The sequence below is a fragment of the Kribbella polygonati genome (assembly GCF_050320105.1).
GTDB lineage: Bacteria > Actinomycetota > Actinomycetes > Propionibacteriales > Kribbellaceae > Kribbella.
The window spans coordinates 512,546-531,499 of the sequence record NZ_CP190129.1; the positions used below are offsets into that span (position 1 = coordinate 512,546).

Below are 18,954 nucleotides of genomic sequence, written 5' to 3' on the forward strand. Positions count from 1 at the left end.
TCATTTCGTCCGTGCTCTGACGTGCATCCTCTCTCCCTGCGGCCCGAACAGGCACAGCACCTCTGTCGGGCCAGGCCCTGGGTTGGAGAACCAGTGCGGCACCCGGCAGTCGAACTCGGCCACCTCGCCCTCCTTGACCACGAAGTCCTTGTCGCCGAGTCGCAGCCGGATCCGGCCGGACAGCACGTAGAACCAGTCGTAGCCCTCATGGGTCTTCTGTTCCAGGTCGTTCCCCGGATAGCCCTCGGGCAGGATCTGCTTGAACGCCTGCAGCCCACCCGGACGGCGGCTCAACGGGATGTGGATGCTGCCGTGCCGCCTGATCGGCTTGGGGTAGATCCGCGGGTCGCCTGTCGGCGGTGCGTCCACCAGCTCGTCAAGCTGCACCTGGTGCGCGCGGGCCAGCGGAAGGAGCAGCTCCAGCGTCGGCTTGCGCTGCCCGGACTCCAGCCGGGACAGGGTGCTGACCGAGATGCCGGTGGCGTCGGACAGCTGCGCCAGCGTCGTACCGCGTTCGGTCCGGAGGGCCCGCAGCCGGGGGCCGACCGACTCCAGGACGTCGTCGTCGTTTGCCATACCGGCAACAGTACTTGTCGAAAATGAAAATCACCACGCATGCTCGGGACATGACCTCGAGAACAGAGCAGTACGACGTGATCGTGATCGGCGGCGGCGCGGCCGGGCTGAGCGGCGCGCAGGCGCTGGTGCGGTCCCGCCGGTCGGTCCTGGTGATCGACGACGGTACGCCGCGCAACGCGCCCGCCGACGGTGTCCACAACTTCCTCACGCGGGACGGCGTACCGCCCGCGGAGATCTACGCGCTCGGCCGCCAGGAGGTGCAGGGGTACGGCGGATCGTTCGCCGACGGCACCGTGACCACGGCCCGGCGGACGGCGGACGGCTTCGAGGTGCAGCTCGCGGACGGTACGGCGTACCTCGGCAGGCGGCTGCTGGTGACCACAGGGCTCGTGGATGTGCTGCCCGACGTACCCGGGCTGGCCGACCGGTGGGGCAAGGACGTGGTGCACTGCCCGTACTGCCACGGCTGGGAGGTACGGGACCAGAAGATCGGCGTACTGGCGACCAGCCCGATGGCAATGCACCAGGTGCAGCTCTTCCGGCAGCTGAGCGACGACGTGACGCTGTTCCTGCACACGGCGCCGGAGCCGACCGAGGAGCAGTGGGAGGAGCTGGCTGCGCGTGGAATCGCCGTAGTACAAGGCAAAGTCGAGCAGGTGGAGGTGGCTGACGACAAGATCACCGGCGTACGGCTGGAAGGCGGCACGGTGGTCCCACGACAGGCGTTGGCGATTCAAACGACCGTACGCGCACGGGCAGGCTTCCTGGCCGATCTTGGGCTGGAACCGACCATGCTGGAGTCTGAGGTCGGTACGGCGATCCAGGTCGATGCCATGGGTGCCACCCACATACCAGGCGTGTACGCCGCGGGCAACGTCACCAACCCGATGGCCCAGGTGATGCCGTCCGCCGCCGCCGGGCTGATGGCCGGCGCCGCCATCAACTTCGACCTCATCACCGAAGAGACGCGGCAGGCAGTAGCCGCCCGCAGTAGTTGAGGAGTTGAATAGGTCCGGGAGGTCGGATGCGCGACACGGTCGACCCGGATTTCGCCTCGTTCGTCGATGCACGACAAGGCAGATGGCTGCGTACGACGTACCTCGTGTACGGCGACCTGCAACGAGCTGAGCGGGTGCTTCTGCGCGCCTTCACGCGACTGTCGATGCGCTGGCCCAGAGTGGACGACCCGGACGTCTTCGTCCAGCGCCTGCTCTACCAGCCCGCGTTGCGGCCCTGGAACCGCGACAAGCCGTTCCAGGGCGAAGAGGACGCCGTGAAGCTGGCCCTGGCCGAGCTGACGCCGGCACAGCGCGCGGTGCTCGTTCTGCTGCATCTGGAGGAGCTGACCGAGTTCGAGGTCGCCGACATGCTCGGGATGTCGCAGCCCGCCGTACACACGCACGGGATGACCGCACTGAGCCGTTTGCGTACGGCGCTCGGCGCGGGGGACTGGCGGGATGCCACATGAGGCGTGAGGACGTACCACCGCTGCTCATGCAGGCAGGGGACCTGCTACCGGAGCCTGACCTGGCGGACGCGGCCTGGGCAGCGGGCTTGACGGCACGGCGCCGTCAGCGCCGTACCGTCATGCTCGCGGTCGTGGCCGTGATCGTGGCGTTGATCGTCGCCTCGATCGTCATCCAGGTCGGCTAGGGCTCCATGATCACCCGGAGCGTCACCTCGGCCATCCGGTCGGCCTCCTCCGGTGGCGGCATCGGCTGGCCGGTCAGCGCGCGGATCACGAACACGCCGGCCATCCACTCCACCATCAGCACCGGGTCCGCGGAGCTCCTGACCCGCTCGCCGCGGGCGCGGGCCCGCTCCAGTGCCTGCGCGGTCAGGTCGATCCGGCGCTCCAGCAGGCCGCGGTAGGCCGCCGCGGACCGCTCGTCGCGGTTCGCCTCGGAGACCGCGAGCCGGATCATCGCCCGGCCGCGCTCGCTGTTCGCGAAGGCCAGCGCGACCCGGTAGACCTGGCGCAGGTCCCCCGCGATCGAGCCGGTGTCCGCGTCCGGGATCTCCAGGTCGAACAGATCGGACATCGCGTCGTTGGCGAGCTGCTCCTTGCTGGCCCACCGCCGGTAGATCGTCGCCTTGCCGACCCCCGCGGCCTCGGCGACGTCGTCCACCGTCATTCCGTCGAATCCCCGCTCCAGCAGCAGTTGCACGGCGTACCGGCGGATCCTCGGTTCCGCTTCCGGATCGCGTGGTCTGCCGCGGCGCGGCCTCACCCCGTGGCTCGGCTCCATGACGTCGTTCCCCAGGTCGGACGGGCGCAGTGGCGCGGCTGCGGTCCCGTGTGGTCCAGGCCAGAGTGCCACACTCCGCTCCGTAGTGGGCGACGTCACCTCGTTGTCACCTGGGAGTCCGCTTTGTCACACGCCTGAAACAAACGGACCGATCGGCTGAAACGGCGCGCCGACACCGTTTGCGGTGTGGCGGGCGCGGGCTCCCCGGCGTTGTGGAGTTCTCCCGACTGAGGACGTCGGCCACCCCCTGTATCGATGGAAGGGATGACGTTGATGGAGATCAACGCCGGCGATACCGCCTGGGTGCTGGCCAGTGCCGCCCTGGTGATGCTGATGACCCCGGGACTGGCTTTCTTCTACGGCGGCATGGTGCGCGTGAAGAGCGTGCTGAACATGATGATGATGAGTTTCATCACCATCGCCGTCGTCACCATCCTCTGGGTGGTGGTCGGCTACTCGCTGACGTTCGCCGGTGACACCGGGCACGTGATCGGGAACTTCTCCGAGGTCGGGCTGCAGGGCCTGCTCGACCCGAAGGCGGTGAGCGGGACGACGCCCACGCTCGCTTTCGTCGCCTTCCAGTTGATGTTCGCGATCATCACCCCCGCGCTGATCTCCGGTGCGATCGCCGACCGGGCCACGTTCCGCGGCTGGATCGCGTTCGTGGTCGGCTGGACGCTGCTCGTGTACTTCCCGGTCGCGCACTCCGTCTGGTTCCTGGACAAGGGCAACGGCGGCTGGATCGGTGACAAGCTGAAGGCGATCGACTTCGCCGGCGGTACGGCGGTGCACCTGAACGCCGGTGCCGCCGCGCTCGCGCTGGCCATCGTGCTCGGCAAGCGGGTCGGCTGGAAGAAGGACCCGATGCGGCCGCACAGCCTGCCGCTGGTGCTGCTCGGTGCCGGTCTGCTGTGGTTCGGCTGGTTCGGCTTCAACGCGGGCTCCGCGCTGAGCGCCGGCACCACCGCTTCGGTCACGTTCGTGAACACCCAGGTCGCCACGGCCGCCGCGGTGATCGGCTGGCTGATCGTGGAGCGCCTCACCCACGGCAAGGCCACCACCCTGGGCATGGCGTCCGGTGCGGTCGCCGGTCTGGTCGCGATCACCCCGTCCTGTGGTGCGGTCACCCCGCTCGGCGCGATCGCCGTCGGTGTGCTGGCCGGTGCGATCTGCGCCTTCGCGGTGTCGCTGAAGTACAAGCTCGGCTTCGACGACTCGCTCGACGTGGTCGGCGTGCACTTCGTCGGCGGTCTGTTCGGCTCGCTGGCGATCGGCCTGTTCGGTTCGGCCGCCGCCCCGTCCGCCGTGAACGGCCTGTTCTACGGTGGCGGCGTCACCCAGCTCGGCCGGCAGGCGCTGGCCAACGTGGTGGTCGCGATCTACTCCTTCTCGGTGGCGTTCATCCTCGGCAAGGTGATCGACAAGACGATCGGCTTCCGGCTCACCGAGGACGACGAGGTCACCGGTGTCGACCAGGTCGAGCACGCGGAGACGGCGTACGACTACCTCAGCGCCGCGGGTCTGCGCGGCGCGCTGGCGTCCCGCCCCGCTGCCGCGGCAGCCCCTGCCGAGACCGAGAATGGGTCGACCGAGGCGTCCGAGAAGGAAGGTGTCAAGGCATGAAGCTGGTCACCGCGGTGGTCAAGCCGCACAAGCTCGAGGACGTGCGGGCCGCGCTGGAGACGTTCGGCGTCACCGGGATGACGGTCACCGAGGCGAGCGGGTACGGGCGGCAGAAGGGCCACACCGAGGTCTATCGTGGCGCCGAGTACGAGGTGGACCTGGTGCCGAAGGTCCGGCTCGAGGTGGTCGTCGAGGACGGTGACAGCGCCGACGTGGTGGACGTCATCGTGAAGGCCGCCCAGACCGGCAAGATCGGCGACGGCAAGGTGTGGGTCACCCCGGTCGAGACGATCGTCCGGGTCCGCACCGGTGAACTGGACGGAGACGCGCTCTAGATGGTCGATCGGGCAGAGCAGCGGCGGGTTCGTGCCGCAGAGGCGGACGAGCTGCTGCAACTGCTGCTGGCGAAGGCCTGCGACGCCCTCGGTGTTCCCACCGAGGGCGTCGCCCTCGTCGCGGTGGGCGGTTACGGCCGCGAGGAGCTGTCGCCGTACAGCGACCTCGACGTGATGCTCGTGCACGCCGAGGGGTACCCGCGGATCGACGAGCTGGCTGCCCAGATCTGGTACCCGCTGTGGGACTCCAGGACCAAGCTGGACCACAGCGTCCGCACCCTGGCCGAGGCGCAGCAGGCGGCCGCGGCCGACGACCGGGTGGCGTTGGGCCTGCTGGACGCGCGGCACGTCGCGGGCGACACCCACCTGACCCTGCAGCTCCGGTCCGTGCTCATGGCCGACTGGCGACGTACGGCGAAGTCCCGGCTGCCCGGGCTGGCCCAGGCGTGCCGTGACCGCGCCTCCACGGTCGGAGAGCTCGCGCACCTCGCAGAGCCCGACCTGAAGGAGGCGTACGGCGGTCTGCGGGATGCCGTCGTACTACGTGCTCTCGTGGCGTCGTGGCTGGTCGACGTACCGCACCCTGTGGTCGAGCGGGCGCGGCGTGACCTGCTGGAGATCCGCGACGTACTGCATGAGGTGGCAGGGCGGGCGACTGACCGGCTGGTGGCCGACCTGGCCGGTGAAGTGGCAGCAGGGCTCGGGTTGTCGGGGCGGGACGAGCTGCTGCGGCACGTGTACGCGACCGGGCGGACGCTGGCGCATGTATGTGACGTGTCTTGGCGACGGGTCGAAAGCTTGATGACCAAGCCGCCGCGGTCCCGGCGCAGACAGCGGACAGGTGGGCCGTTGCTGCTCGCGCTGGACGAAGGGGTGGCGCAGCACGAGGGTGAGGTCGTGCTGATGCCGGACGCGCGCCCAGAGCGCAACCCGGTGCTAGGCCTCCGTGCTGCTGCGGTTGCTGCCGACCGGGAGCTAGTGCTCTCGCCTGCGGTCTGTGCGCGGCTTGCGTCGTCGGCTGCTGACTTTCCGGAGCCCTGGCCGGGGGAGGCGCGGCGGTTGCTGTGCGCTCTGCTCGGTGCCGGGGCCGGGTTACGGGAGGTGTGGGAGGCCCTCGATCAGGCCGGGTACATCTCGCGGCTGCTGCCCGAGTGGGATGCCGTACGGTTCCGGCCGCCGCAGTCGGCGATCCACCGGTTCACCGTCGACCGGCACCTGCTGGAGACGTGCGTCGAGGCGTCGGCGATGGTGCGCGACGTACGGCGCCCGGACCTGTTGCTGGTGGCTGCGCTACTGCACGACCTCGGCAAGGCGCTCGACGGCGACCACAGCGTCACCGGCGCGGGCATCGCGGCCCGGGTGGCGCGCCGGATCGGCTTCAGTGAGGCGGACGCCGGCACGATCACGTTGCTGGTCCGCCAGCACCTGATGCTCGCGCAGGTCGCGACCCGGCGTGACCTGGACGACCCGATGACGGTGGACATGGTCGCCGGGATCGTCCGCAGTACGGAGACCCTGGACCTGCTGGAGGCGTTGACGTACGCCGATGCGCGCGCGGCCGGTCCGGCGGCGTCGTCGCCGTGGCGGATGCGGCTCGTGGGAGACCTGTGCCGGCGGGTACGCAGCGAGCTCGCGGGTGGCGAGAGCATGTGGATGGAGAGCCCGCCCGTACCGGTGCCCGTGCTGCACCAAGTGGTCGGTGTCGGGCGTCTTGGCGTCACGGTGACAGAGCACCACGGTGACCTGCGCGTCAACGTCGCCGTACCCGACCAAGTGGGGACACTGTCGACGGTTGCCGCAGTACTGGCCGTAGACCGGCTGGCGGTGCGGTCTGCTGTCGTGACGTCCGTTGACGGCCTTGGGATCTCGCAGTGGACCGTTGCCGGCTCACCGCCCGATCCAGTGCGGCTACGGGACAGGCTGGCGGTAGCACTGCGCGACTCGTCGGACGTCGTACGGCGTCTTGCTGCCCGGGACTCGTCTCAGCCGCGCGTGGCCAGCCGTGTCGACTTGTTGGCAGAAGCGTCCGAGACGGCAACAGTGCTGCAAGTGCGGGCGCATGACCGACCTGGACTGCTGTACGACGTGACCGCGGCCATTGCGGCTACTGGTGCGGACATCCGGTCTGCCCACGTCAGCACGCTCGGGGCGGAGTGTGTGGACGTCTTCTACCTAACGGATCGCGATGGTGCGCCGTTGGAGCCTGAGGACGCGCGGACGACCGCAAAGTCGGTCCTGGATCGGTTGAGCTTCTAATCTTCGCTACGTGGATCTTGTAGAGGCATTGCAGCGACAGGCGACCGCCTGCGAGGACCTGGGCTCGCCGATGTACGCCGAGTTGCTCCGGCTGCTCGTCGACGACTACGAGGTCGGCGGGGTGACGGTACGGGTGCTGGACGGCTACGACGGCCGCTCGTTCGGCGAGGCGATCGGCCTACGGCTGCTGGCCGCCGTACACGGCCTGGTGCTGTCCGGTACGGCGCCTGAGCTGGCGGCGTTCTACCCGAGCACGGGCGGCGCGTGGGACCCGGTGCTCGGCTGGGAGGCCTTCGAGCAGGTGCTGCAGTCGCGGCTGGGGGAGGTGCGGTCCCTCCTGACACAGCCTCCGCAGACGAACGAGGTCGGCCGGTCGGCCGCGTTGTACGGCGGCCTGCTGCACCTGGTGTCGGCAGTGCCGTTGCCCGTGCGGCTGTTCGAGATCGGGGCGAGCGGCGGCTTGAACCTGCGGGCGGACCAGTACCGCTACGTGGCCGACGGGACGTCGTACGGGCCTGCTGACAGTCCTGTCGTGTTCGATCCGGCGTGGACGGGGCACGTGCCCTCGGTGGACCTGCGGATCGCGGAACGGGTCGGCTGTGACATTGCGCCGGTGGACCCGCTGACACCCAACGGTGCGCTCACACTCACGTCGTACGTCTGGCCGGACATGACGGACCGCCTGGCGCGGCTACGTGGTGCCTTGGCGATCGCCCACGACGTACCGGCCGACGTACGCCCGGAAGACGCCGTCTCGTTCCTGCAGGGCCTCGAACTGTCGGAGGGCCACGTAACCGTCGTGTGGCACTCGATCATGTGGCAGTACCTCCGCCGCCCGGACCGCGCCGCCATCGACGCCCGCCTGGCGGAACTGGGCGCCCAGGCCACAGCCACCGCACCACTCGCCCACCTCAGCCTCGAACCACACCGCACCCTCACCCACGACCACGGCACCGACGGCTACGAGTACCGAATCAACCTACAAACCTGGCCCCCCGGCAAACCCAGCACCCTCGGCACCTCAGCTCCCCACGGCCAAGACCTGACCTGGCTCACCTGAACCGTCGGACCGGCCGACCTCAACAACCACCGCCGAGCCTGCAGGATCTGCCCGAACCGTTCCGCCCGGCTCGCCGTCAACCGGTACCGCGCCATGTCCAAGGATGCTGCCCCGTCCCATGACGTCATTCCTGCGTCCGCCCCCGCTGCTGCCCCGGTGCCGACGTGGGCGCCGCCCCGCGCGCCCCCTGCCCGAGCCGCGGCGCACTCACCACCGCCCCGCCGGCCGGTGCCATCCCCGTCAAAAACCTCGCCGCCGCCACATCATGAGCCTTCGCCACCCCCTGCCCCTCGCCGACCACCTGCCTGTCTCCGGCCGCTTGCCCGGCGCCGCTCGTCGGACCGGTTTCCCGCGTCGCGCCGTCGGCCGTCGTTCCCACGGTCGCAGACTGGTGACGCTGCCGAATCTCGTCGACCTTCGCGTTCAGCGTTCGGCCGATCTGGTCGGCGACGTGTCGGCCGGCCTCTGGCGATTGGCCCGCCAACTTCTCCCACGCCGGGTGGAGCATGGTGCCGATCAGCTCGCGTCGGACTGCCCGGCGGTCGTCCGGGCGCATCGCGTCGTGGAGGCGGTTCTGTACAACGGCGTCCGCCAGTTGGTCGAAATGCATCGCCACCGGACCACGGCCGAGTTGGTCAAGTAGTTGGGTCCGGTCGACACGGACCCCGGACACCTGGTGGATGAGGTCATTGGCGGCTGCGTACGTCCCGGTCTGCTGCGACGGATCGAATGCGAGGTGCGAGTAGCCGGCCATCTGGGCGAACGTGGTGAAGTCGTCGGCGGCCCGAACGGAGGCGACTCCGTCGTGCAGCGCCAGTGACTGGTCGTTCCGAACCGCGTTGGCCGCGCCCGGTGCGTCCTTGGGCATGCCGGCCTCGGTCGCCCGGTGCAAGACCGTCGCCAACGCGTGCGCCTGCCGGCGAGGTGTCTCGGAACGACGGCCCGTCAGCTCGTGGCGGAGGAGTGATTCGTCGACACCGATGGCACCGGTCGCATGATCGAACCCACCGGGGCCGTCCGTCGCATACAGCTGGCGGCCCCCGCCGTTCCAGCCGTCGACGCCGGTCGGGTTGATCGAGCGCGCGAGATCGTACAGACGCGCGAACTCGCGGTAGGCCGCCGAGTCCTCCGGAACCCGCTGCGCCGACTCAGGCATCGGTCAGTGGGAACGGTGGATTGCGCAGCGAGTCCTCGAGATACTTGAGGTCGTACGTCAGCGCGCGGATGTCGTACTCCTCGTCCGGTGTCGCGCTGTCGGCGAGCTGCCAGATTCGCCGGCGGCCGTCCTCCAGGACCGCGATCTTCTCCTCGGTCGTGCCCTTCGGGGGAAAAACCTCGACGTGGATGCGTTCGGCCTGTTTGTAGAGCTCGCTGCGCACCGGGGGCGGCGGCGGAGGTACGGCGAGGTCGTCGATGAGACCGGTGGTCCAGGCACGGTCGTGTTCGGAGGCGTCGGCGGGGATCAGTGCACGCAGGCTCTCCTGCTCGGCGGCGACGTCCACGGATCCGCCGCGCACCCGCTCCCGGGCACGTTTGAAGGCCGTGTTGAACGCGTGCGGGTCGACAGGCATCGGTGGTCTCCTCAGGGTTCGGGGCGGTGGTAGCACGGTAGCTGGGGGCGGGGGTGGGGCGTGGGAGTTATCCACAGGTTGGGGGGCCGGTAGACTCGGGGAGTTCATCGCTTCGAGGAAACGGACTGTTTCTCGTGTTCGACACGCTTTCCGATCGGCTCTCCACCGCGTTCAAGAATTTGCGGGGCAAGGGCAAGCTGACCGACGCCGACATCGACGCGACCGCCCGGGAGATCCGGATCGCGTTGCTGGAGGCCGATGTCGCGCTGCCGGTGGTGCGGGAGTTCATCGCGGCGGTCAAGGAACGGGCCAGTGGGACCGAGGTGCGTGGCGGGCTGAACCCGGCGCAGCAGGTCATCAAGATCGTCAACGAGGAACTGGTCAACATCCTCGGCGGCGAGACCCGTGAGCTGCGGATGGCGAAGCGGCCGCCGACGGTGATCATGCTCGCCGGTCTGCAGGGTGCCGGTAAGACCACGCTGGCGGGCAAGCTCGCGAAGTGGCTGAAGGAGACCCGGCACCAGACGCCGATCCTGGTCGCCGCGGACCTGCAGCGGCCGAACGCGGTCACCCAGCTGCAGGTGGTCGGTGAGCGGGCCGGCGTACCGGTGTATGCGCCGGAGCCGGGCAACGGCGTCGGCGACCCGGTGGACGTGGCCCGCAGGGCGATGGACGAGGCGCGGACCAAGCAGCACAGCGTCGTGATCGTCGACACGGCCGGCCGGCTCGGTGTCGACGAGGAGCTGATGAAGCAGGCCGCGGACATCCGCGACGCGGTCAGCCCGGACGAGATCCTGTTCGTCGTCGACGCGATGATCGGCCAGGACGCGGTCACCACCGCGCAGGCCTTCCTGGACGGCGTCGGCTTCGACGGCGTCGTACTGTCCAAGCTCGACGGCGACGCCCGCGGTGGTGCCGCGCTGTCGATCGCGCAGGTCACCGGCCGCCAGGTGATGTTCGCGTCGAACGGCGAGAAGCTCGAGGACTTCGACGTCTTCCACCCGGACCGGATGGCGTCGCGCATCCTCGGTATGGGCGACGTGCTGAGCCTGATCGAGAAGGCCGAGCAGACCTTCGACGCCGAGGAGGCCGCGAAGACTGCGGCCAAGCTGCAGAAGAAGGGCGGCAAGGACTTCACGCTGGACGACTTCCTCGCCCAGATGCAGTCGGTCCGCAAGATGGGCCCGCTGACCAAGATCTTCGGCATGTTGCCGGGTGCGAACCAGTTCAAGGACCAGCTGGAGAACTTCGACGAGCGCGAGATCGACCGGATCGAGGCGGTCATCCACTCGATGACGCCGGCCGAGCGGAACGACCCGAACATCATCAACGGCTCCCGCCGGGCCCGGATCGCGAAGGGTTCCGGGACCGAGGTGGCGACCGTCAGCGGCCTGGTCGAGCGGTTCTTCGAGGCCCGCAAGATGATGGCCGCGATGGCGTCCGGGAAGGGGATTCCGGGGATGCCCGGAATGCCGGGGATGCCGGGCATGGGTGGCGGCGGCGGCCGGAAGGCCAAGCAGCAGGCGGCCAAGAAGGGCAAGAAGCGCGGCTCGGGCAACCCGGCCAAGCGGGCCAACCAGGTGAACCAGCAGCCGCAGGCGCCGCAGCCGGGTCAGCTGCCGGCCGCGTTCGGCGGGGCGGGACAGGACGGCGAGTTCGAGCTGCCGGACGACCTGAAGAAGATGCTCGGCGGCAACTGAGCCCTTCCCGAACGGGCACAGTACGAACGGATGACAGCTCTGTCATCCGTTCACCCGGCGCGCGCCGCGGCGCCCGGGCTTACGGTGGTGAACGCAGGGGGACGAGTAGCTGAATTGCCTGTTCGGTACTCGGTCACGGCGCACCGGCTCCGGTTGTGGCTGATCTTCCAACGGTTAGGATCGTCCCTACGCCCAAGAGCAACACCACCTGCGGAATGCGTCGAGGACGGTTCGGATGAGGCAGCAGTTCAAGAACCTGGACACGTGGCGGGGAAAGCTGACCGCCACCTGGGTCTGCCTGGCTCCGCCGACCGCCATGGTCGCCGTGTTCGTGGTCGGCGGCGTCACCTCGAACACGTTCATCGTCGACGCGCACGCGCTGGCCGCGCCGCGCCAGGACGCGGTCTTCGACGACCTGGCGAACAACGTCCCGGCGCAGCCCGGTGCCGACGGCAGTCTGCCGACGCAGGCGAAGTCCACGATCGAGGTCCCGTTCACCGGTACGACCGACGGCACCGTGCAGCCGATTCCGGGCGCGTTCGGCGACGCGTCGGGTATCCCGGGCACGGTGCTGGCGGCGTACCAGAAGGCTGCTCGCGATCTCGCGCTGTCGATGCCCGGCTGCCACCTCACCTGGCCGTTGCTGGCCGGGATCGGCAAGGTCGAGTCCGACCACGCCAGCGGCGGCAAGGTGGACGCGAACGGCAACACCCGCGGCAAGATCCTCGGCCCGGTCCTCGACGGCAGCCCCGGGATGGCGGCGATCGCCGACACCGACCACGGCGTGTACGACGGGAACACGACGTGGGACCGCGCCGTCGGCCCGATGCAGTTCGTGCCGGGTACCTGGAACACGTTCGGTGCCGACGGCAACGGTGACGGCGTGAAGGACCCGCACAACGTGTTCGACGCGGCCCGCGCGGCCGGGGACTACCTGTGCTCCGGCGGGGCGAACCTGTCCGACCCGCAGGGCCTGGTGCAGGCGGTGCTGCGCTACAACCACTCGATGGACTACGTGTCGACGGTGCTGCGCTGGATGCAGTCGTACAGCAAGGACACCGTGAGCGTGCCGGACAAGCCGGGCCAGATCGTCGTACCGGACGACAACGGCAACGCGGGCGGCGACGACAAGGGCAACACCCGGACCACGCCGCCGACCACTCCGCCGACGACGGTCCCGACCACGGCGCCGACGACCGGTACGACGACCTCCCGGCCGACCGTCGTACCGACGACGCCGCGCCCGACGTCCGGCGTCACCGGCTCGACGAAGCCGACGACGCCGAGGCCGACGCACGCGCCGGAGACCTCGACGACGCCGACGAAGCCGCCGTACACGCCGCCGACGACGCCGACGACGCCGCCGAGCACCCCGACCAGCACGCCGCCGACGACACCGCCGACGACGCCCGGGGACCCGAGCTGCCCGCCGAGCACGCCGCCGACGGACACGCCCACCCCGACACCTTCGCCGTCGGACTCGCCGACCCTGACGCCCACTCCGACCCCGTCGCCGACGCCGAGCCCGTGCGACTCGACGGCTCCGGCGGGCGAGCAGACGACCACGAACGCGCCGGCCGCGTCCCAGCCGGCGAACTGAGCCGACCCCGGTCCGGACCTTTTCGAGGTAGGGTTTGTCGTTACCTCGGTGCCGGTTTTCCGAGCGGATTCTGTGGCCCGTAACTTTGCGTCGTCTTGATGTAACTTTCTGGCGCTTGGTTCGTTGAAGGGGCTATGCGCCTAACCCGTAGTGGTAACCGTCGGGTCAAAATCATCATCGCTTCACTCTGTACCGCCCCGCTCCTGGTCGGGGCCGTTGTCACCGTCGCCTCGGGAGGAACCGGAGCCGCCGATCAGCTGACGGCGGGCAGTCCGGTCGCGCCCTCACCGGGGGCCGGGCTGAACAGCGGTGAGTTCGACGAACTGACGATGATCGTGCCGCAGCGTCCCGGCGTGGACGGGCAGCTCGGATCCGACAAACCCGCCCTCGCCGACGTCCCCGTGCAGGGGGCCACCGACGGGCGATCGGTCGTCCGTCCCGGGCGGCCGGGTGCCGTGAACGGCATCCCGCGCGGGGTGTTCCCCGCCTACCGCCGCGCCACCGCGAACCTCGCGGTCGTGCGGCCGAATTGTGGGCTGACCTGGCCGCTGCTGGCCGGGATCGGCAAGGTCGAGTCCGACCACGCGGCCGGCGGCCGGGTCGACGTGGCCGGCACCACCCGCGGCCGGATCCTCGGGCCGGAGCTGAACGGCCGGCACGGCAACGGCCGGATCACCGACACCGACAAGGGCAAGTACGACGGCGACCCGGTCTGGGACCGCGCCGTCGGGCCGATGCAGATCATCCCGCAGGTGTGGAGCGAGTTCGGGGCCGACGGCAACGGCGACGGCTTCCGCAACCCGAACAACGTGTACGACGCGGTCACCACCGTCGCGGTGGTGCTCTGCGCCCAGGGCGACGACCTGCGGAACCCGCGCGACCTGGTCGCCTCGCTGCTGCGCTACCACCACTCGAAGGACTTCGTCGCGACCGTCCTGAAGTGGATGCGGCTGTACAGCAAGGACGCCGTCCTGGTGCCGAACGCGAAGGGCAACATCGCGCCCGCGAAGCCGACCGGCAACGCGGACCGCCGGGTCGACCCGCGCAAGGTGCCGAACGTTCCGGACGACACGAACACGCCGACTCCGACGCCGACGGCCACCACGACGGTGCCGACGGTGGAGCCGACGACGCCGTGGGAGACGCCGACGCTGCCGCGGCCGATCGACACGCCGACGGACTCGCCGACCCACCACCCGACGACGACCCCGACCCGGACGCCGACCAAGACCCCCACCAAGACGCCGACGAAGACGCCTACCAGGACGCCGTCGCCGACGCCGACCCCCACGCCGACTCCGACCCCGACCCCGACGCCGACCGACACCCCGACGGAAACCCCGAGCGGTACGCCGTGCGCCGGCAACGAGACCACCACCCCGACCTGCACTCCGGGCGGCGGCTCGCACGGGTAGGTGGTGCCTGGTGCTTCCCCGCCTACTGCGGGGCACTCGGCACCACCAGCCGATACGGTCAGGGCATGACCGGTGTACTGAAGCTGGCCGGCACGGTGTTGCCGGCCGGCGAGCAGCAGGAGATCCACCTCAGCGGCGGGCTGGTCGTCGACCGGCCTGCCGCTGCTGACGTCACGACCGTGCACACGGGCGGCTGGATCGTGCCGGGGCTGGTGGACGCGCACTGCCACATCGGCCTCGACCAGCACGGCGGCGTCGACGAGGAGATCCAGGAGCAGCAGGCGATCGCCGACCGGGACGCCGGCGCGCTGCTGGTCCGGGACGCCGGTTCGCCGGTCGACACCCGCTGGATCGACGACCGCGAGGACCTGCCGAAGATCATCCGGGCCGGCCGGCACCTCGCCCGCTCGAAGCGGTACCTGCGCAACTACGGCTGGGAGATCGAGCCGGAGGAGCTGGTCGCGTACGTCGAGCAGGAGGCCCACCGCGGCGACGGGTGGGTGAAGCTGGTCGGCGACTGGATCGACCGCGAGGCCGGCGACCTGACCCCGTGCTGGCCGGCCGAGGCGCTGAACGCGGCGATCGCGCGCGCCCACGAGCTCGGCGCCCGGGTCACCGCGCACGTGTTCGGCGAGCACGCCCTCCCGGACCTGGTGGCCGCGGGCATCGACTGCCTCGAACACGGGACGGGCATCGAGCCGGGGCTGCTCGGCGAGCTGGCCGAGCGCCAGGTGGCCGTCGTACCGACGCTGATCCAGCTGGAGAACTTCCCGCAGTACGCCGAGCAGGCCGCGGGCAAGTTCCCGGTGTACGCCGCGCACATGACCGACCTGTACGAGCGCCGGCTGCAGCGGTTGCGGGACGCGTTCGAGGCCGGCGTACCGGTGTATGCGGGCACCGACGCGGGCGGCGTCCTCGGGCACGGGCTGGTCGCGCAGGAGATCCAGGCGCTGACCGAGATCGGGATGTCGGGGGAGCAGGCGCTGGCCGCCGGGTCGTGGGCGGCGCGCGAGTGGCTGGGGGCGCCGAGCGAGCTGCGGCCGGGCGATCCGGCCGATCTGGTCGTGTACGACGAGGACCCGCGGGCCAATCCGGCGGTTCTGTCGTACCCGCGGCTGATCGCGCTGCGTGGGAGCGTGATCTTCTCTCGGTGACGGAAAAATCTTCCTGAGAGGGTGGCCTCGGCGGAAGATCTTCCCTTAGCGTGGCTCTCGGGACCGCCGACGCCCCTCGGCGGACCAGATACGGGAAGGAACCGCCCCATGTCCCGAGTACCCAAGCTGGCCGCGCTCCTGGGCGTTGGTGCCCTCGCGCTGACCGCCCTTCCGAGCAACGCGGCAGAGCCCTCCGCGACGAGTCTCGCCTCGGCGTTCCAGAGCGCTTCGGCGAAGTACGACGTACCGCGTGAAGTGCTGGTGAGCGTCGGCTTCGCCGAGACGCATCTGGACGGCCACCACGGTGCGCCGAGCCAGGCGAACGGCTACGGCGTGATGCACCTGGCCGCGAACAACACGAACAAGACGATGTCCGAGGCAAGCAAACTGACCGGGCTGCCGGTCGCGAAGCTGTCGAAGGACGACACGTCGAACATCCTCGGCGCCGCCGCCGTCCTGGACTCGTACGCCGACCAGGCCCGCCTGAAGGACCGCTCGAAGCTCGGCGAGTGGTACTCCGTGATCGCGAAGTACTCGCACTCCGCCGACGCGCCGACCGCCCGGCTGTACACCGACGAGGTCTACAAGGTGATCGGCCTCGGGGTCCGTACCGCCGGCGTCTCGACCGATCCGCAGGACGTGACGCCGGACCGCGGCGCGTACGCGAAGGTCGCACCGCTCGATGCCAAGGTGCAGGGCGCCGACTACCCGGGCGCGATCTGGGACCCGGCGAGCACCAGCAACTACCAGGTCGGGCGCACGCAGGCGATCACCACGATCGTCATCCACGTCACCCAGGGCTCGTACGCCGGGACGATCAGCTGGTTCAAGAACCCGTCGGCGCAGGTCAGCGCGCACTACGTGGTGCGGTCCAGCGACGGCCAGATCACCCAGATGGTGGCCGAGAAGGACACCGCGTGGCACGCCCGGAGCGCGAACCCGTACGCGATCGGGATCGAGCACGAGGGGTACGTCGACCAGCCGTCGTGGTTCACCGACGCGATGTACCGGTCGTCGGCCGCGCTGGTGAAGAACATCGCCGACCGGCGCGGCATCCCGAAGGACCGTGACCACATCAAGGGCCACAGCGAGATGCCCGGCAACGACCACACCGACCCCGGTCCGAACTGGAACTGGGACTACTACATGCAGCTGGTGAACGACGGGAATCCGAACCCGCCGCAGTACAACTTCACCACCTGGGGGAGCGGCGTGAACGTCCGCTCCGCGCCCAAGCTGTCCGCGTCGGTGGTGACGTCGCTCGCCGGCCCGACCCGCGTGTTCGTGGAGTGCCAGGTCCAGGGCGACACGGTCACCGCGGGCGGGTACACCAACAACTGGTGGTCCAAGCTGCGCGACCAGAAGGGCTATATCACCAACATCTACATCGACGACCCGAACGCCAAGCTCCCCGGCGTTCCAGACTGCTAGAGCGGAAAGGTAGAGCCTGCTGTACCGACCTCCCGGCGGTGAGTGCCGGAAGATAGGAGCATGCTCTCGAAGATTCTGTCCCGGGGTGGTCCGGCCGCGGCGTACCTGGTGGTGCGGTTCTTCAAGTCGGTCACGTTGCTGGCCGCGCTGCCGATCAGTCTGTTGCTGGGCTGGATCATCCCGGGCGCCACCGCCGGCCTGGTGCGGCTGGCGAACAGCGAGCGGTACCGCGCCGCGAAGTACCTGGGCGTCCCGCAGGCGGAGGAGCTACCTGCTGCGCTGCCACGGCAGTCCGGGGACGTGGTGACGCTGTTCCGGGACAAGTCGTTCAAGCGCAGCCTCAAGTGCCTGCTGATGCCGGTGGTGATGATCCCGGAGCTGTTCGTCACGGCGATCGCCGTGGTCGGTGCCCCCGCCGCAGTAGCAAGCATGCTGTTGTGGAAGCTTGACCCAGGCAACTTCAGCCTTCTCGGTGTCGGCGTCGGCAACTGGCTCGAGGCGCTCACGCTTGGCCCTCTGCAGATCCTGCTCAGCCTGGGTTTCCTGGGCTGGCTGGCGCCGGCAATCGCCCGTGGCCATGCCAACGCCGTGCTGACGCTGCTAGCGCCGAGTGCGGAGCAGCTGGAAACCGCCAGGCTGGAGCAGCGTGTGGAGGAGCTCACCAAGAGCAGGGCCGGTGCGGTTGATTCGCATGGCGCCGAGCTGCGCCGGATCGAGCGGGACCTGCACGACGGTACCCAGGCCCAGCTGGTCTCGCTGGCGATGCGTATCGGCGTTGCCAAGCAGCTGATGGCCGAAGACCCGGAGAAGGCCGCCAAGCTGCTCGACGACGCCAGAGACGGTGCAGAGCAGGCCATGACCGAGCTACGCGGAGTCCTGCGCACCATGTACCCGCCGATCCTCGCTGACCGCGGTCTTGCCGGCGCGGTCTCCGCACTGGCCGCTCGTTGCCCGCTTCCCGTAGACCTACGCATCGGTGAGCTGGGCGAGGTCCCGGCCGCAGTCGAGGCGGCGGCGTACTTCGTGGTCGCAGAGTCCCTCACCAACATCACCAAGCACAGTGCGGCCGGCCATGTCGACGTACAGCTCGAACGGCGCGGTTCTGAGCTCTACCTGGCCGTCACGGACGACGGGATCGGTGGAGCCCGCATCAGCGAGCAGAGCGACCTGCTGGGCCGGGGGAGCGGTCTGCATGGGATGCTGCATCGCGTGCAGGCGATCGACGGCCACATGGAGCTGCAGAGCCCGATCGGCGGGCCGACCACGGTCGAGGTGATCCTTCCGTGCGGGTGATCATCCTCGAGGACAACCCGATCCTCGCCGAGGGCCTGAGCCTGCTGCTCGACAACTCCGGCTTCCAGGTCGCCGCGATCACCACCGACGCGGACCACTTCGCCAAGGCGGTCGCCGAGCACGAGATCGACATCGCGATCGTCGACGTACGGCTGCCACCGACCTTCACCGACGAGGGCCTGCGCGCCGCGATCGAGGCCCGGCGTACCCGGCCGGGGCTCCCGGTGCTGGTGTTCTCGCAGTACGTCGAGGAGGTGTATGCGGCCGAGCTACTGGCGGCCGGCAGCGAGGGCGTTGGGTACCTCCTCAAGGACCGGGTGTCCCGCGTTGACGAGTTCCTGGAGGCCGTACGCCGGGTTGCGGGCGGGGGCACCGTCCTGGACTCGGAGGTGGTCAGCCAGCTGATGGTGAAGCGCAGCAGCCCACTGGACCGCCTGACGCCGCGGGAACGTGAAGTACTCGCGCTGATGGCGGAGGGGCTCGGCAACACCGCCATCGGGGAGAAGTTGTTCATTTCCGACGGTGCTGTGCACAAGCACGTCGGCAACGTGTTCCTGAAGCTGGACCTGCCGCCGACGGACTCCGGGCACCGCCGTGTCCTGGCTGTTCTCGCCTACCTCGGCCTGTGAACTCTTGACGGTTCGGTCTCGCTAGTCCACTCTCGTGATCTGAGAGCGCTCTCATCCAC

18 protein-coding genes are annotated in these 18,954 nt (G+C 69.5%); 14 read left to right on the forward strand and 4 right to left on the reverse strand.

Translation table 11 applies throughout. The features are described from left to right. Positions 1-576: a helix-turn-helix domain-containing protein gene (locus ACQHIV_RS02370; protein WP_427891193.1), complete on the reverse strand. Its 576-nt coding sequence runs from the start codon at positions 574-576 to the stop codon at positions 1-3. Between the two features lie 50 nt (positions 577-626). On the opposite strand from ACQHIV_RS02370, the gene ACQHIV_RS02375 reads away from it, so the two are divergent. Genes ACQHIV_RS02375 through ACQHIV_RS02385 form a run of 3 tightly spaced genes read left to right on the forward strand, consistent with a single transcriptional unit; the run spans position 627 to position 2,232 of the window. Then, positions 627-1,577 (forward strand): NAD(P)/FAD-dependent oxidoreductase, encoded by a 951-nt coding sequence (locus tag ACQHIV_RS02375; RefSeq protein WP_427891195.1) that lies wholly within the window; start codon positions 627-629, stop codon positions 1,575-1,577. A 26-nt stretch (positions 1,578-1,603) separates the two neighbouring features. After that, positions 1,604-2,047, forward strand: a complete 444-nt coding sequence (locus tag ACQHIV_RS02380) for a sigma factor-like helix-turn-helix DNA-binding protein (protein WP_427891197.1) — start codon at positions 1,604-1,606, stop codon at positions 2,045-2,047. Further along, complete coding sequence (locus ACQHIV_RS02385) at positions 2,044-2,232, forward strand: hypothetical protein (RefSeq protein ID WP_427891199.1); 189 nt, start codon at positions 2,044-2,046, stop codon at positions 2,230-2,232. Before ACQHIV_RS02380 ends, ACQHIV_RS02385 begins: the two co-directional genes overlap by 4 nt. On the opposite strand, the gene ACQHIV_RS02390 is transcribed toward ACQHIV_RS02385, so the two are convergent. Then, positions 2,229-2,747, reverse strand: a complete 519-nt coding sequence (locus ACQHIV_RS02390; RefSeq protein WP_427891201.1) for a TetR/AcrR family transcriptional regulator — start codon at positions 2,745-2,747, stop codon at positions 2,229-2,231. The genes ACQHIV_RS02385 and ACQHIV_RS02390 overlap by 4 nt on opposite strands. 345 nt (positions 2,748-3,092) lie before the next feature. Between ACQHIV_RS02390 and ACQHIV_RS02395 the strand changes: the two genes are divergently transcribed. Genes ACQHIV_RS02395 through ACQHIV_RS02410 form a run of 4 tightly spaced genes read left to right on the forward strand, consistent with a single transcriptional unit; the run spans position 3,093 to position 8,102 of the window. Then, complete coding sequence (locus ACQHIV_RS02395; RefSeq protein ID WP_427891203.1) at positions 3,093-4,451, forward strand: ammonium transporter; 1,359 nt, start codon at positions 3,093-3,095, stop codon at positions 4,449-4,451. Next, positions 4,448-4,786, forward strand: coding sequence for a P-II family nitrogen regulator (locus tag ACQHIV_RS02400; protein WP_344188166.1), 339 nt, complete (start codon positions 4,448-4,450; stop codon positions 4,784-4,786). The genes ACQHIV_RS02395 and ACQHIV_RS02400 overlap by 4 nt, the downstream gene beginning before the upstream one ends. After that, positions 4,787-7,042: a [protein-PII] uridylyltransferase gene (locus ACQHIV_RS02405; protein WP_427891206.1), complete on the forward strand. Its 2,256-nt coding sequence runs from the start codon at positions 4,787-4,789 to the stop codon at positions 7,040-7,042. 10 nt (positions 7,043-7,052) lie between these two features. Beyond that, entirely contained in the window at positions 7,053-8,102 is a 1,050-nt protein-coding gene (locus ACQHIV_RS02410) for a DUF2332 domain-containing protein (protein WP_427891208.1), read from the forward strand. A 124-nt stretch (positions 8,103-8,226) separates the two neighbouring features. Here the strand turns inward: ACQHIV_RS02410 and ACQHIV_RS02415 are convergent, their stop codons facing one another. Then, on the reverse strand, positions 8,227-9,258 hold the full coding sequence (locus ACQHIV_RS02415) for a hypothetical protein (RefSeq protein ID WP_427891210.1): 1,032 nt from the start codon (positions 9,256-9,258) through the stop codon (positions 8,227-8,229). Further along, positions 9,251-9,673 (reverse strand): hypothetical protein, encoded by a 423-nt coding sequence (locus tag ACQHIV_RS02420; protein ID WP_427891212.1) that lies wholly within the window; start codon positions 9,671-9,673, stop codon positions 9,251-9,253. The genes ACQHIV_RS02415 and ACQHIV_RS02420 overlap by 8 nt, the downstream gene beginning before the upstream one ends. Positions 9,674-9,807: 134 nt before the next feature. On the opposite strand from ACQHIV_RS02420, the gene ffh reads away from it, so the two are divergent. The 7 genes from ffh (at position 9,808) to ACQHIV_RS02455 (ending at position 18,895) form a co-directional block, all read left to right on the forward strand. After that, the gene (ffh, locus tag ACQHIV_RS02425; protein ID WP_427891213.1) at positions 9,808-11,373 is read left to right on the forward strand and encodes a signal recognition particle protein; all 1,566 of its coding nucleotides are present in this window, start codon (positions 9,808-9,810) and stop codon (positions 11,371-11,373) included. A gap of 235 nt (positions 11,374-11,608) precedes the next feature. Then, positions 11,609-12,973 carry a lytic transglycosylase domain-containing protein gene (locus ACQHIV_RS02430; RefSeq protein WP_427891214.1) on the forward strand — a complete coding sequence of 455 codons (1,365 nt, stop codon included), beginning with the start codon at positions 11,609-11,611 and terminating at the stop codon, positions 12,971-12,973. A gap of 329 nt (positions 12,974-13,302) precedes the next feature. Next, positions 13,303-14,388, forward strand: a complete 1,086-nt coding sequence (locus tag ACQHIV_RS02435; protein ID WP_427891216.1) for a lytic transglycosylase domain-containing protein — start codon at positions 13,303-13,305, stop codon at positions 14,386-14,388. Between the two features lie 65 nt (positions 14,389-14,453). Beyond that, positions 14,454-15,542: an amidohydrolase family protein gene (locus ACQHIV_RS02440; RefSeq protein ID WP_427891218.1), complete on the forward strand. Its 1,089-nt coding sequence runs from the start codon at positions 14,454-14,456 to the stop codon at positions 15,540-15,542. A gap of 108 nt (positions 15,543-15,650) precedes the next feature. Continuing rightward, positions 15,651-16,973, forward strand: a complete 1,323-nt coding sequence (locus tag ACQHIV_RS02445; RefSeq protein WP_427891220.1) for an N-acetylmuramoyl-L-alanine amidase — start codon at positions 15,651-15,653, stop codon at positions 16,971-16,973. Between the two features lie 60 nt (positions 16,974-17,033). After that, the gene (locus ACQHIV_RS02450) at positions 17,034-18,266 is read left to right on the forward strand and encodes a histidine kinase (protein WP_427891222.1); all 1,233 of its coding nucleotides are present in this window, start codon (positions 17,034-17,036) and stop codon (positions 18,264-18,266) included. Continuing rightward, positions 18,257-18,895, forward strand: a complete 639-nt coding sequence (locus ACQHIV_RS02455; RefSeq protein WP_427891224.1) for a response regulator — start codon at positions 18,257-18,259, stop codon at positions 18,893-18,895. The genes ACQHIV_RS02450 and ACQHIV_RS02455 overlap by 10 nt, the downstream gene beginning before the upstream one ends. Positions 18,896-18,954 lie beyond the last annotated feature (59 nt).

Bases quoted from the DNA above. Each gene is read 5' to 3' on its own strand.
- ACQHIV_RS02370 (WP_427891193.1), bottom strand. From the start codon at position 576: ATGGCAAACGACGACGACGTCCTGGAGTCGGTCGGCCCCCGGCTGCGG.
- ACQHIV_RS02375 (WP_427891195.1), top strand. From the start codon at position 627: ATGACCTCGAGAACAGAGCAGTACGACGTGATCGTGATCGGCGGCGGC.
- ACQHIV_RS02380 (WP_427891197.1), top strand. From the start codon at position 1,604: ATGCGCGACACGGTCGACCCGGATTTCGCCTCGTTCGTCGATGCACGA.
- ACQHIV_RS02385 (WP_427891199.1), top strand. From the start codon at position 2,044: ATGAGGCGTGAGGACGTACCACCGCTGCTCATGCAGGCAGGGGACCTG.
- ACQHIV_RS02395 (WP_427891203.1), top strand. From the start codon at position 3,093: ATGACGTTGATGGAGATCAACGCCGGCGATACCGCCTGGGTGCTGGCC.
- ACQHIV_RS02400 (WP_344188166.1), top strand. From the start codon at position 4,448: ATGAAGCTGGTCACCGCGGTGGTCAAGCCGCACAAGCTCGAGGACGTG.
- ACQHIV_RS02405 (WP_427891206.1), top strand. From the start codon at position 4,787: ATGGTCGATCGGGCAGAGCAGCGGCGGGTTCGTGCCGCAGAGGCGGAC.
- ACQHIV_RS02415 (WP_427891210.1), bottom strand. From the start codon at position 9,258: ATGCCTGAGTCGGCGCAGCGGGTTCCGGAGGACTCGGCGGCCTACCGC.
- ACQHIV_RS02420 (WP_427891212.1), bottom strand. From the start codon at position 9,673: ATGCCTGTCGACCCGCACGCGTTCAACACGGCCTTCAAACGTGCCCGG.
- ACQHIV_RS02430 (WP_427891214.1), top strand. From the start codon at position 11,609: ATGAGGCAGCAGTTCAAGAACCTGGACACGTGGCGGGGAAAGCTGACC.
- ACQHIV_RS02435 (WP_427891216.1), top strand. From the start codon at position 13,303: ATGATCGTGCCGCAGCGTCCCGGCGTGGACGGGCAGCTCGGATCCGAC.
- ACQHIV_RS02440 (WP_427891218.1), top strand. From the start codon at position 14,454: ATGACCGGTGTACTGAAGCTGGCCGGCACGGTGTTGCCGGCCGGCGAG.
- ACQHIV_RS02445 (WP_427891220.1), top strand. From the start codon at position 15,651: ATGTCCCGAGTACCCAAGCTGGCCGCGCTCCTGGGCGTTGGTGCCCTC.
- ACQHIV_RS02450 (WP_427891222.1), top strand. From the start codon at position 17,034: ATGCTCTCGAAGATTCTGTCCCGGGGTGGTCCGGCCGCGGCGTACCTG.